The 11727-nt window shown below is 65.8% G+C and carries 13 protein-coding genes and 1 tRNA gene; 6 read left to right on the top strand and 8 right to left on the bottom strand.

Features of this window, described 5'->3' with window-relative positions; genetic code table 11:
- The first annotated feature begins 86 nt into the window (after positions 1-86).
- On the top strand, positions 87-1367 hold the full coding sequence (locus FHS75_RS14110; RefSeq protein WP_179408336.1) for a phospholipid carrier-dependent glycosyltransferase: 1281 nt from the start codon (positions 87-89) through the stop codon (positions 1365-1367).
- 4 nt (positions 1368-1371) lie between these two features.
- Here the strand turns inward: FHS75_RS14110 and FHS75_RS14105 are convergent, their stop codons facing one another.
- Genes FHS75_RS14105 through recO form a run of 3 tightly spaced genes read right to left on the bottom strand, consistent with a single transcriptional unit; the run spans position 1372 to position 4243 of the window.
- The gene (locus tag FHS75_RS14105) at positions 1372-2535 is read right to left on the bottom strand and encodes a glycosyltransferase (RefSeq protein WP_179408335.1); all 1164 of its coding nucleotides are present in this window, start codon (positions 2533-2535) and stop codon (positions 1372-1374) included.
- A 44-nt stretch (positions 2536-2579) separates the two neighbouring features.
- Positions 2580-3623 (bottom strand): 3-isopropylmalate dehydrogenase, encoded by a 1044-nt coding sequence (gene leuB, locus FHS75_RS14100; RefSeq protein ID WP_179408334.1) that lies wholly within the window; start codon positions 3621-3623, stop codon positions 2580-2582.
- 14 nt (positions 3624-3637) lie between these two features.
- Entirely contained in the window at positions 3638-4243 is a 606-nt protein-coding gene (gene recO / locus FHS75_RS14095) for a DNA repair protein RecO (RefSeq protein WP_179408333.1), read from the bottom strand.
- A gap of 130 nt (positions 4244-4373) precedes the next feature.
- Here recO and FHS75_RS14090 point away from each other — a divergent pair, with 130 nt between their 5' ends.
- Positions 4374-5399 carry a DUF1440 domain-containing protein gene (locus FHS75_RS14090; protein ID WP_179408332.1) on the top strand — a complete coding sequence of 342 codons (1026 nt, stop codon included), beginning with the start codon at positions 4374-4376 and terminating at the stop codon, positions 5397-5399.
- 18 nt (positions 5400-5417) lie between these two features.
- On the opposite strand, the gene FHS75_RS17935 is transcribed toward FHS75_RS14090, so the two are convergent.
- From FHS75_RS17935 to FHS75_RS14070, 4 genes are all read right to left on the bottom strand, one after another.
- Entirely contained in the window at positions 5418-5762 is a 345-nt protein-coding gene (locus FHS75_RS17935; RefSeq protein ID WP_229735619.1) for a hypothetical protein, read from the bottom strand.
- A 70-nt stretch (positions 5763-5832) separates the two neighbouring features.
- A complete protein-coding gene (locus tag FHS75_RS14080; RefSeq protein WP_179408331.1) occupies positions 5833-6087 on the bottom strand; it encodes an accessory factor UbiK family protein in 255 nt (84 codons plus the stop codon).
- 37 nt (positions 6088-6124) lie between these two features.
- The gene (locus tag FHS75_RS14075) at positions 6125-6685 is read right to left on the bottom strand and encodes a TspO/MBR family protein (protein WP_179408330.1); all 561 of its coding nucleotides are present in this window, start codon (positions 6683-6685) and stop codon (positions 6125-6127) included.
- A gap of 74 nt (positions 6686-6759) precedes the next feature.
- Positions 6760-7476, bottom strand: a complete 717-nt coding sequence (locus FHS75_RS14070; RefSeq protein WP_179408433.1) for a TlyA family RNA methyltransferase — start codon at positions 7474-7476, stop codon at positions 6760-6762.
- A 113-nt stretch (positions 7477-7589) separates the two neighbouring features.
- Between FHS75_RS14070 and FHS75_RS14065 the strand changes: the two genes are divergently transcribed.
- The 4 genes from FHS75_RS14065 to FHS75_RS14050 all read left to right on the top strand — a co-directional run bounded on the left by FHS75_RS14065 (position 7590) and on the right by FHS75_RS14050 (position 10722).
- Complete coding sequence (locus FHS75_RS14065; protein ID WP_179408329.1) at positions 7590-8117, top strand: hypothetical protein; 528 nt, start codon at positions 7590-7592, stop codon at positions 8115-8117.
- A 438-nt stretch (positions 8118-8555) separates the two neighbouring features.
- Positions 8556-9662, top strand: a complete 1107-nt coding sequence (locus FHS75_RS14060) for a branched-chain amino acid aminotransferase (RefSeq protein ID WP_179408328.1) — start codon at positions 8556-8558, stop codon at positions 9660-9662.
- Between the two features lie 75 nt (positions 9663-9737).
- Positions 9738-10592, top strand: a complete 855-nt coding sequence (gene yghU / locus FHS75_RS14055; protein ID WP_179408327.1) for a glutathione-dependent disulfide-bond oxidoreductase — start codon at positions 9738-9740, stop codon at positions 10590-10592.
- Between the two features lie 55 nt (positions 10593-10647).
- Positions 10648-10722: transfer RNA gene (locus FHS75_RS14050), tRNA-Gln, on the top strand.
- 17 nt (positions 10723-10739) lie between these two features.
- On the opposite strand, the gene egtD is transcribed toward FHS75_RS14050, so the two are convergent.
- The gene (egtD, locus tag FHS75_RS14045; protein ID WP_179408326.1) at positions 10740-11726 is read right to left on the bottom strand and encodes an L-histidine N(alpha)-methyltransferase; all 987 of its coding nucleotides are present in this window, start codon (positions 11724-11726) and stop codon (positions 10740-10742) included.
- Between the last annotated feature and the right edge of the window lies 1 nt (position 11727).

The raw sequence follows: 11727 nt of genomic DNA, 5'->3' as shown, positions 1-11727 counted from the left end.
CCATCTACGGGGCAAGCCGAAACCACGCAAGCAGCCGTGCGAAACCCGTTGCCCGAATATGCGCCGCACTATATCGCGCGCCGCCGATGGATCGCGTCCGCACAGATGAGCAAGACCCGCTGCCGTGGTGCATCGTCATCGCGCTCGCCTTCCTTGCGCTCGCCTGGCACCGGCTCGGCATCCCGACCCGGATCTACTTCGACGAGGTGCACTACATCCGCGCGGCGCGAAAGCTGCTCGAGATGACGCGCGCCAATGCCGAGCATCCGATGGTCGGCAAGGAGCTTATAGCGGGAGCGATGGTGTTTCTGGGTGACAAGCCGCTGTTCTGGCGGGTGCCGTCGATAATTCTGGGTACCGCCGGCCTCTTCGCTTTCGGCCGGCTGATGTGGCTGGCGAGCGGTCGCCGGTTCGCGACGATCGCCGCGATGATCCTGCTGTTCACAAGCTTTGCGTGGTTCATCCAGAGCCGCATCGCCATGCTCGACATGATCATGGCGGGCTTCGGGATGCTCGCGCTCTGGCAGTTTGCCGCCGCGCTTCGCCTGTCGGGCGGGAAAGCACGCTGGCGGCTGGCCGTGAGCGGCATTTTCCTCGCGCTCGCCATCGGCACCAAGTGGAGCTTTGCGCCCGCCGCGATGTTGCCCGGCCTTTTCGTGATGGTCGTGCGGCTGAAGGAGCACGGCCTGCGGTTCCTCCTCGCCCGCGATTCGAGGATCCTTCCGGGCATCTCGCTGGTCGAGGCGGGGATCTGGCTCGGCGTCCTGCCGCTCGCGCTGTACTGGGCGACGTTCGCCCCGGCCTTCCTCTATCCGGTTCGCGCGGTCGATCCCTTCGCGCCCATCGCCTTCCACGAGGACATGATCCGTCTGCAGGACAGCGTCCGCAAGCCGCACCCCTACCGCAGCGTGTGGTACCAGTGGATGATCAACTGGCGCGCGGTCTGGTACCTTTACGAGCACATCGACGGCGCCCGGCGCGGTGTCCTCCTGATCGGAAATCCGTTCTCGATGCTTGCGGGACTTGTGGCGGTCCCCTGGTGCCTGTGGGCGGCGGTCAGGGGGCGCGTCGACGCCCTGGCCTTCGCGATGCTCTACCTGTTCAGCATCGGCTTGTGGATCGTCTCGGAAAAGCCGATCCAGTTCTACTACCACTACCTGTTGCCGGGCACATTCCTGATGGGCTGCCTGGCCCTTGCCCTCGACGTGCTGTGGCGGCGAGGAGGCAAGGCGAAATGGATCGCTGCGGGCTCCCTGGCGGTCGCGGTCGCGATGTTCGCGTGGTTCTACCCGATCATCTCCGCCGCACCGCTTTCGGGCGGTCCCCGGTCCTACGAGTTCTGGATGTGGCTCCGCTCGTGGCGGTAGCGGGTCAGTAACGGCCCCAGACGAATTTCGAGCTGAGCGCGAAATTCCACACCGAACCTACGACGATGCCGGTCAGCGCGGCCGGATACTCGTGGAAGCCGAAGCGGACGAGCACGGCTGCGACGCCGACGTTGGCAAGCAGGCCCACCGAGCAGGTCAGGCCGAACTTCGCCCAGCCCTTGATCAGGGCCACGGTGCCGGTGAGGCGCTTGTCGGCATAGGTCAGCGCGTTGTTGAGCACGAAGTTGAACGTCATCGCGACGAGCGCGGCGAGGGTCTGACCAAGCTCGAAAGCCGAGACGAGGTGGCCCTTGAAGCTGCCTCCGGCAACCGCGAGGACCAGCGCGAGCACCGCCATGTGAACGACGACGCCTGCCGCGCCGATCGTGCCGAACAGCGCGAAGCGGGTCGGGATGATGCGACCCAGCCACTTGTCGTAGAGGCCGACAAGGAATTCGAAGACGACCGTTCGGTCCAGCTTGCTCTCACCCGAGGCGCGCGCCGCGAAGGAAAGCGGGAAATCCCTGACGCGCAAGTGCTTCTCCGAGGTAGCGAGGATGTCGAGGAGGATCTTGAAGCCGACGCCCGAAAGCTTTGGCGCGGTCTGGCGCAGCGTTTCGGCCTTCAGCATGAAATAGCCGCTCATCGGATCGGACAGATCGACGCCCGTCACCTTGCGCGCGATGGCATTGGCGATGTTCGATGCCTTGACCCGGTCGGGACGGCCCCACTCCTCGGTGCTCGCGCCCTCGGCGAAGCGGGACGCGACGGCCACGTCGCACTCGCCGCCCGTCACGCTTTGGAGCATGCGCGGGAGCAGGTTCGGATCGTGCTGGTGATCGGCGTCCATCACCGCGACGACGGGCGCGGCGGTCGCCATCATGCCCTCGATCGCGGCGGAGGCGAGGCCCCGGCGATTGATTCGCTGGATTACGCGGACGCGTCGATCGCGCTGCGAGATCGCGCGCGCTTCGTCCGAAGTGCCGTCCGGGCTGTTGTCATCGACGAAGATCGCTTCCCAGGCGATGCCGGCAAGCGCCTTGTCGAGCCGCTCGACCAGCGGCGCAAGGTTGGCGCGCTCGTTGAGCGTGGGAAGTATGATCGCGAGTTCCAGCGGCTTCGCTGCCGCGTCGGTCGCCTTCGAAAGCTCGGAAACGGTCATGTCCATAGGCCGGCGGGATATATGGTAAATATCAATAAAACCTTATCGGTTTACAGGTTGTCCAGCACCGCGTCGCCGATTTCCCGGGTGCCCGCATTACCGCCGAGATCGCCGCCCTTTACGCCGTTTGCCAGCGCTTTCGCCACCGCCGCCTCGATACGCGCGGCCTGCGCCTCCTCGCCGAAGCTGTGGCGAAGCATCATCGCGGCCGAAAGTATCGTCGCCATCGGGTTCGCCTTGTCCTGCCCCGCGATGTCGGGCGCGCTGCCGTGGATCGGCTCGTAGAGCCCGAAGCTGCCCTCGCCCAGCGAGGCGGAGGCCAGCAGGCCGATCGAGCCGACGCACATGCTCGCCTGGTCGGAGAGAATGTCTCCGAACAGGTTGCCGGTGACGATGACGTCGAACTGGCCGGGGTCCTTCACCAGCTGCATCGCCGCATTGTCGACGTACATGTGCGACAACGCGACCTCGGGGTACTCGGCAGCGACCTCGATCACGATATCGCGCCAGAGCTGCGATGTCTCGAGGACGTTGGCCTTGTCGACCGAGCAGAGCCTGCCGCCCTTCGCCTTCGCGGCGCGAAAGCCGACGTGCGCGATGCGGCGCACTTCGTCCTCGTTGTACGACATGATGTCGTAGCCCTCGCGCAGGCCTCCGGGCGTGGTGCGCATGCCCTTTTCGCCGAAATAGACGTCGCCGTTGAGTTCGCGCACGATAAGCAGGTCGATGCTGCGTGCGACGTCGGGACGCAGGCTGGTAAGGTCCTCGAGCCCCTTGAACACCGTCGCTGGGCGCAGATTTGCGAAGAGGCCGAGCTCCTTGCGCAGCCCGAGGATCGCCTGTTCTGGCCGCAGATGCCGTTCGAGCGCGTCGCAATCGGGATCGCCGACCGCGCCGAACAGGATCGCATCACTCGCCCTGACCGTACCCAGCGTTTCGGGCGGGAGCGGGTGGCCATGCCTCTTGTAGGCAATGCCGCCGACATCGGCATCGACCAGTTCGAGCGAAGGCAGCTCCAGCGCCTTGAGTACGCGAACGGCCTCGGCCGTCACTTCCTGCCCGATGCCGTCGCCGGCCAGTACCGCAATCTTCATTTCGACCCCGCTTGCTACCCCTCGATCCGGCCCAGGCGCTCACGCAGCAGGCCGCGCGCCGCAATAACATCGCCGCGCCGATCGGCAAGCAGGTACCGGTCAAGGCGGCGACCCATCGCGTCGAGGGCGTGCAGTGTGGCCTGCCAGTCGTCTTCCTTGGGCGCGTGCTGCGGCCCGCCATAGCCAAGCTCGCGTAGCAGCAGCGTTTCGTACGAGAGGAGCGGCATCGCCCAATCCCGGGCGGAGGGGGCAAAGCAGATCGCGTTCAGCAGCCCTGCCAGCGCCCCGTACAGCGCGGGAAACGGCTGGCGCTCGGGCAGCGCCGACGATGTCAGTGCCGTTACCCATGCGATCGCTGCGGCAGGCAGCGGCTCTGTCAGCCACGGCCCCCGGCTCTGAACCAGTTCTAGTTTTGCGAAGGGCAGCTGGCTCGCCGAACGCGCGCGCAGTTCCGCCTCGACCGAGTTGCCCGGTATCAGCACGGGCCGCATCTGCCGCCCCCTGCCCCCGGCGACGTAGCCCGCAACGATACCGTGATCCGCCGTCAGCAACCGTGCGATCGCCGCGGTCTCGCCGTGCGGACGCGAGGAACAGACGATGGCGGGGGCGCGCAACTGCATCGGCACGATGTGCCCGCGCGATGGCGCTCCCGCAATCGGGGAATTGATCGATGCAACCTGTTGGCGGTCGTCACCGTTCTGCTTTCGAACACAACTCGCGACAGGACAGACCCCAGTGCTGCAACGAACCATGACCACCGTAGATCCGACGCTCAACACGATCCGGGGAGCCGCCAGCGGCGCTGCGGGCGGGCTTGGCGCATCGTGGATCATGGAGAAGTTCCAGGGCGTTGCTTACCCGGCGTTCCAGTTCCTCGGCGCGGCCAGTGAAAGCGATCCGCCCGCCCCTGAAAGCGCCGCCCGCGCGGCAACGCGCGTGCTGGTCGGCACCCGGCTCGACGGTAACTACGCCATGCCGGGCGCATCGTTCGTCCACTACGCCGTCGGCGCGGCGGCGGGCGGCGTCTACGGCGCGCTCGCAGAGGGCCGCCCCGAAGTCACCCGCTGGAAGGGCACGGCATTCGGGATCGTCTCGGCGACGGTGGTCGACCAGATCCTCGTCCCGCTGTTCGGGTTTGCGAAGCCGGCATGGCGCTATTCGCTGGCAACCCACGCCTATGGCTATGCCTCGCACGTGGTATTCGGTGTCGCGACCGAGGCGATCCGGCGCCGCATCCGCAATCTCGACCGCGACAGCGAGGGCGAGGCGCGCGCGATGCACGATACGGTCGCGCTGGAGGATGCGGCGCTTCCGCTTTTCCTGGGCATGGCGAACGGACAGCGCAGTTTCACGCCGCTGGCCGCAGTCAGCTTCGCCGCAGCTGCCGCCGACAACCATCCGGCAGCCGAAACGCATTCGCTGCTGTCGTCGCCCTGGACGGCGGCGGCGCTCGGTGCGCTGGCGATGTTCGAGTACCGCGTCGACGTGAAGCCCGGCATTCCCGCAAGGATCGCGCCGCCCGCACTTGCGACCCGGATGGTTGCGGGCGCGCTCTCGGGGGCCGCAGTCTCGCGCAAGGGCCACACCTCCATGGCGGCCGCGCTTGGTGCCGGCGGCGCGCTGGTCGGAGCGTTCCTCAGCTACCGGATGCGCATGGGCATGGCGCGCGCGGTGAGGAGCGACTGGAAGGTGGGCGTTACCGAAAGCGCAATGTCGCTGGCGGGAAGCGCCTTGATCGCCGCTGTTGCAGGCATGCGGCAAAGGCGCTTTCGCTAGGCTTTCCCGCCGCGTCGCCTATTGCGAGTGGAACGGCCAGGAGGGATCGGCCAGCGCCGCTTCGCGCGATTTCGCCTCCGGGCGATCATTTCCACACCCGCAGGCGATCGAATCCTGAATTTGGGGCACGTGGCGCGACTTTGCCTTGCTTTCGGCGACGAGGGGATTTTCGCCGCGCCCCATGGTCCAGTTCTTGCCGAACCGCACCTTGTGGTTGGGCGCGCACCAGACTTCGCCCGTGGCATCGATCGCGGTCACCCAGATGAGGTCGTGCTCCTCGCCGTAGTCGATCACACCGACTGCGAGTCCATCGCCCCTTTCGAGAACGTGGAGGGGTATCGCCGGAGACAACTGGGTAAACATCGAAACACCGCCTTTCCATCGCGCAGAACGATGGCGAGGCACCCGAAGTTCCCTGAAAAGCCCTTGGCGATCAGCCTTTTGCGGCGAGTTTCGCTTCGAGGTCGTCGAGCCGTTTTTTCAGCGCCTCGTTCTCCTCGCGGGCCTTCGACGCCATGGCCTTGACCGCGTCGAATTCCTCACGGCTCACGAAGTCGAGTCCGCCGATGGTTTCTTTCATCCGCTCGCGCGCGGAGTCACGCGCCTCGCGCGTCATGCCGGCCATGGTGCCGGCGGCGCTGTTCATCAGCTTGACGAAATCGGCGATGATGGGGTTTTCGCTTTGCATGGTTCGAAGATGGCCCTTCCGTTTCGGCCGTTCAAGTTCAGAACTCTACGCGCACCGCCGCGCCCGACATTTCCTGCCCGTCAAGTTCCGGGTTCAGCATCAGGATCTCGGCATTGAGGTATGTCGCGAACAGGATCCAGGCGAGGTAGGGCAGCATCAGGACCGCAGCGAGCACGCGGACGCGCCAGAACAGGAAGATCGTAACCACCACTGCAATGTCCATGGCCACGAGCAGGACCAGCGCCCAGGTGATCTGGTGGAGGCCGAAGAACAGCGGCGACCATGCAAGGTTGATGATCAGTTGCGCGATGAAAGCGACAATCGCCTTGCCCCGACCTCGCGCACCCTTCGCTGCAAGGACGAGCGCGAAGGCGAGGCCGAGCAGGATATAGAGGATTGTCCACACGATCCCGAACGTGGCCGGCGGAGGATAGAGCGCGGGCTTTTGCAGCATCGCGAACCACGGATCCTCCGAGCCGCTGCCCGACAATTGGCCCGCAAGCAGCCCCAGCAGCACGACCGCAGGCACCGTCACCAGCGCCCGGCGGATGAAACTGGCGCGCAACTGCCCCGGGGACGCTATCTCGCCGAATGCCAATCGATCCTCCGAATCATGCCCGAAAGCCGCGTTTCTGGCCGGATACGGTGTCGCTGGCAATGCCGGGCCATCCCTTAATCCGCCGTCCGCCTTGCCGAAATCAGGAACTCGACGTTGCCTTCAGGCCCGGTGATCGGGCTCGGGACGATGCCCTGGACTTGCCAGCCCTCGCTTTCGAGCCAGCCGCGAACCTCTTCGCAGACGCGATCGTGCAATGCGGGATCGCGCACGACGCCACCCTTGCCCACTTCGCCGCGTCCGACCTCGAACTGCGGCTTGATGAGCGCGACGAGCCGGCATGCGGGCGCCGCGAGCCGGAGCGGGACTTCGAGGACCTTCGACAATCCGATGAAGCTGGCATCGCAGACCACCCAGTTGCAGGCGGCGTCGATCAGGTCGGCGGTCAGCACGCGCGCGCTCGTCTGTTCGAGGACGGTGACGCGCGGGTCCTGCCGCAGCTTCCATGCGAGCTGGTTGGTGCCGGAATCGACCGCGAAAACGCGCGCCGCGCCGTTCGCCAGCAGCACGTCGGTAAAGCCGCCGGTCGAACTGCCGACGTCCATGGCGACCGCCCCCGTCGCGTCGAGGCCGAACGCTTCGAGCGCGTGCGCAAGCTTGAGACCGCCGCGCGAGACCCAGGGGTGATCGCGGCCGCGCACCTCTATCGCGGCGTCGCTCGCCAGCGAATGCCCCGGCTTGGCGATCTTCGTTTCGCCCGAGAACACGAGGCCCGCCATGACCAGCGCCTGCGCGCGGGTCCGGCTTTCGGCAAGCCCGCGCTCTACGAGCATCTGGTCCACCCGGAGCTTCTTCGGGCGTCGGACATCGGCAGGGCGAGGGGCTGACGGGTCGGTCAAGGCAAGCAGGACTTGTGGTAGGGACGGCTAGATTCCATAGGAGAGGGATGAAGGCAAACCTCATGTCGCGCCACGCGACGCTCGCCCCGCTCGTCGCTCTCGCCGTTCTGGCCGGCTGTTCGGAGCGCCGCGTCGTCCCGTCACCGGCGCCCGCTCCCGAACCCGAGCCGACCGTCGTACCGCCACAGCCGCGGATCGACTGGCGTCAGGCGCCGATCACGCCCGGGACATGGACCTGGGGCATGCAGGGCACGCGCTCGGTCGCCCGGTTCGCCGACGGGCTCCTGACACTCAGCTGCGACACGACCGCCCGCACCGTCACGCTGTCGCGCGCGGGCATCGGTCGCGGCGACGTGCCGATGACGATCCTGACCCAGCACACGACGCGGCCCCTTACCGCCACCGCCGACATGGGTCCGCCTCCGACCATCTCCGTTCGGTTCGCGGCCAGCGACCGCCTGCTCGATGCGATGGCCTTCAGCCGGGGGCGCTTTGCCGTCGAAACGGCGGGCCTGCCGACCGTCTACGCGCCAAGCTGGCCCGAGGTGAGCCGCGTTATCGAGGATTGCCGCTGAGGAAAAGGCGGTCGTGGATAACTGGCCGCAAGGTACGATTCTGACGGCAAAAAAAATGATTGCAAGTCTTGTGCTGAGCCCCCGGATGATTCACAAAAAACACAAGGCCGGAGGGAAGACCGCATGGCTCCTTTCGCCCCCAGTCGCTTCACAGGCGGCGACCTGGCTCAACAGCGCGAAAGGAGGTGATCCGATGTCTCATGGTTCAGCAGAGAGGTCGGCAGTTTCCGTCGCGAGGCATTATCGCTGAAGGGCAGTAAGCGATAAAGGCTTTGCAGGCGGCACTTCCAGGCCGCTGACCATGCGAAGGGCCGTTCCCGTTCGATCGGGAGCGGCCCTTCTCATTTTGCGGCGCTTCTCTTGCGGCACTTGCGAAAAGCCTCTGTTTCCCCCAACGACTGCGGCGAAACGTCAACGCTTTCCGATCGAGGACCGACAATGGCGACGACCGCCGAAACCGAACTCACCTTCACCTCGAGGGAACACCCCTCGCCCGCCACGCCCGAGGACCGGGCGGCGATCCTGGCCAATCCCGGTTTCGGCACGAACTTTTCCGATCACATGGTCTCGATCGACTGGACCGAGGGGCAGGGATGGCACACTGCGGTCATCGGCCCGCGCGAACCGCTCTCGATCGATCCCGCCTGCGCGGTGCTGCACTATGCGCAGGAGATCTTCGAGGGGCTGAAGGCCTATCGCCAGGCCGACGGCGGCATCGCCTTCTTCCGGCCCGAGGCCAATGCCGAACGGTTCAACATGTCGGCACGCCGGCTCGCAATGCCCGACCTCCCGGAGGAGGTCTTCGTCGAATCGGTCAAGCGCCTCGTCGATGCGGACCGGGCGTGGTTCCCGACGGTCGAAGGAGGTTCGCTCTACCTGCGGCCCTTCATGTTCGCATCCGAGACGTTTCTCGGCGTGCGGCCGGCCAAGCAGTACAAGTACCTCGTCATCGCCAGCCCCGCCGGAAATTACTTCAAGTCCGGCGCGCCTGCCGTCTCGATCTGGGTGTCTGCCGACTACATCCGCGCCGCGCCCGGTGGAACCGGGGCGGCCAAGTGCGGCGGCAACTACGCCGCCAGCCTCGTGCCGCAGGCCGAAGCGATCGAGCGCGGGCACGACCAGGTCGTCTTCCTCGACGCGGTCGAGCGCAAGTGGGTGGAGGAACTGGGCGGCATGAACCTCTACTTCGTGTTCGAGGACGGGACGCTGCTTACCCCGCCGCTGACAGGGACAATCCTTCCCGGCATCACGCGCGACAGCCTGCTGACGCTGGCGCGCGACGAAGGCCTTGCGGTGCGCGAGGAGCGCTACAGCATCGATCAGTGGCGCGAGGATGCGAACTCGGGCAGGCTTGTCGAATGCTTCGCCTGCGGGACCGCGGCGGTGGTGACGCCGGTCGGGCAGGTCGCAAGCCGCGACGGCGAATTCACGATCGGGTCGGGCGGACCGGGTCAGCTTACCGAGAAGCTCAAGAGCCGGCTCGTATCCATCCAGCGTGGCGAGGTCGCCGATCCGCACGGCTGGGTCACCAAGCTGGGCGACTAATCGCGCACGGTGCGCTTGCGGCCGGCGACCGCGGCCCCACATGGGGCACTATCACAACAACAGAGGAGAGGCCCCTTGTCCGACAGCGAATACGTCCCGCCCGAAGTCTGGACCTGGGACAAGGAGAGCGGCGGTCGCTTCGCAAGTATCAACCGCCCGGTCTCCGGCCCGAAGTTCGAAAAGGACCTGCCGCGCGGCAAGCACCCGTTGCAACTCCACTCGATGGGCACGCCCAACGGACAGAAGGTCACGATCCTGCTCGAGGAACTGCTCGCGCTCGGACACGAAGGTGCCGAGTACGATGCGTGGATGGTCGATATCCTCGAAGGCGAGCAGTTTTCCAGCGGCTTCGTCTCGATCAATCCGAACTCGAAGATTCCAGCTCTCCTCGATGTTTCGGGCGACGCGCCGATCCGCGTGTTCGAGTCCGGTGCGATCCTCCTTTATCTTGCAGAGAAGTTCGACGCGTTCGTTCCGAAGGCAGCGGCACAGCGCGCCGAGTGCTATTCCTGGCTGATGTGGCAGATGGGCTCGGCGCCGATGATCGGCGGTGGTTTCGGGCACTTCTTCGCCTATGCCCCGGAGAAGTACGAATACGCGATCAATCGCTTCTCGATGGAAACGAAGCGTCTCTTCGATGTCGCCGACAAGCACCTTGCCGACAATGAGTATCTTGCCGGCAGCGAGTATTCGATTGCCGACATGGCGCTTTACGGCTGGTTCGGCATGTTCGTGAACGACGAAGGGTACGAGAACGGCCCGCGTTTCCTCGACATCCCGAGCTACCGGAACGTCGTGCGCTGGGTGAACCTGCTCGACGAACGCGACGGCGTGAAGCGCGGGCGGATCGTCAATCGCGACGGTGAAAAGTACCTGCGCGAACGGCACGATGCGAGCGACATCGACGCTGTCCTCGCGCGGCAGTCATAGCGTCGCGACGGGGCTTTCCATCGCCGGGACAAGGCGCTAAGCGCGGTCCCCTTGCTGGGGCGTAGCCAAGCGGTAAGGCACCGGTTTTTGGTACCGGCATGCGCAGGTTCGAATCCTGCCGCCCCAGCCATTTCCTGTAATCCGCAATCAGGGTCCGACAGACTCCGGTGCCGCCTGCGCCAGCACGACCATGAAGCGGTTCCCGCTGTCGGTGTAGTGGCGCACCGGGTCCCAGCCTCCCGCGATCAGCAGCGTCGCGGCGCTGCGCTCGTCGTACTTGTGGCTGTTCTCGGTGTGGATCGTCTCGCCCTCCCGCATCGTGAAACGCTCGCCGGCCACTTCGAAGCGGATTTCGCGCGTCGCTTCCAGGTGCATCTCGATGCGCGCGCGGTCGGGGTTCCAGATCGCGCGGTGCCGGATTGCTTCTTCCGGGATGTCGGCGCCAAGTTCGCGGTTCATCCGCGTGACGAGGTTGCGGTTGAAGGCCGCGGTCACACCGCCGGCATCGTCGTAGGCCGCCTCGAGGACATCCGGGTCCTTGATCCTGTCCATCCCGATCAGCAGCAGCGCATTGTCGCCGAGCGTCGATCGCATGGCCCTTAGAAGGTCCACCGCGCCCGCCGGCTCGAGGTTCCCGATCGTCGAGCCGGGAAAGAAACCGAGCAGCTCCTGTCCGGATACCTCTGAGGGCATCGGCACGGGCCGGGTGAAATCGGCCTCGATCGGGAAAATCGGCATGTCGGGATAGCGTCGCTGCAGCGCCTCGCACGAATCGCGCAGGAACTCGCCCGAAATGTCGATGGGAACGTAGAACACGGGGTCGATGCAATCGAGCAGGAGCGGTGTCTTGGCCGTGCTTCCCGCGCCGAAATCCACCACGCCCCTCCCCGGCCCGATGTCGCGACGAAACGCATCGCACTGGGTCTTCAGGATCTCGATCTCCGAGCGGGTGGGATAGTATTCCGGTGCCGCCGTGATCTCCTCGAACAGTTCGCTGCCGCGCAGGTCGTAGAAATAGCGCGCCGGTATCGTCTTCTGCTCCTGGGCAAGGCCGGACAGCACGTCGTCGCGAAAGCGGCGGTGCTGCTCGTCCTCGTCCGCCTGGACGAGCGCGGTGTCGGTATCGCCGGCCATG

The organism is Novosphingobium marinum (assembly GCF_013408095.1).
In the GTDB taxonomy this organism is placed as follows: Bacteria; Pseudomonadota; Alphaproteobacteria; order Sphingomonadales; family Sphingomonadaceae; genus Novosphingobium; species Novosphingobium marinum.
The sequence above is the reverse complement of the archived record's forward strand: the minus strand, read 5'-3'. Positions and strand labels throughout refer to the sequence as shown.

Excerpts from the sequence above, each read along its gene's own strand:
- FHS75_RS14110 (WP_179408336.1), top strand. The coding sequence starts at position 87 with ATGGATCGCGTCCGCACAGATGAGCAAGACCCGCTGCCGTGGTGCATC.
- FHS75_RS14105 (WP_179408335.1), bottom strand. The coding sequence starts at position 2,535 with ATGGACATGACCGTTTCCGAGCTTTCGAAGGCGACCGACGCGGCAGCG.
- leuB (WP_179408334.1), bottom strand. The coding sequence starts at position 3,623 with ATGAAGATTGCGGTACTGGCCGGCGACGGCATCGGGCAGGAAGTGACG.
- recO (WP_179408333.1), bottom strand. The coding sequence starts at position 4,243 with ATGCAGTTGCGCGCCCCCGCCATCGTCTGTTCCTCGCGTCCGCACGGC.
- FHS75_RS14090 (WP_179408332.1), top strand. The coding sequence starts at position 4,374 with ATGACCACCGTAGATCCGACGCTCAACACGATCCGGGGAGCCGCCAGC.
- FHS75_RS17935 (WP_229735619.1), bottom strand. The coding sequence starts at position 5,762 with ATGTTTACCCAGTTGTCTCCGGCGATACCCCTCCACGTTCTCGAAAGG.
- FHS75_RS14080 (WP_179408331.1), bottom strand. The coding sequence starts at position 6,087 with ATGCAAAGCGAAAACCCCATCATCGCCGATTTCGTCAAGCTGATGAAC.
- FHS75_RS14070 (WP_179408433.1), bottom strand. The coding sequence starts at position 7,476 with ATGCTCGTAGAGCGCGGGCTTGCCGAAAGCCGGACCCGCGCGCAGGCG.
- FHS75_RS14065 (WP_179408329.1), top strand. The coding sequence starts at position 7,590 with ATGAAGGCAAACCTCATGTCGCGCCACGCGACGCTCGCCCCGCTCGTC.
- FHS75_RS14060 (WP_179408328.1), top strand. The coding sequence starts at position 8,556 with ATGGCGACGACCGCCGAAACCGAACTCACCTTCACCTCGAGGGAACAC.
- egtD (WP_179408326.1), bottom strand. The coding sequence starts at position 11,726 with ATGGCCGGCGATACCGACACCGCGCTCGTCCAGGCGGACGAGGACGAG.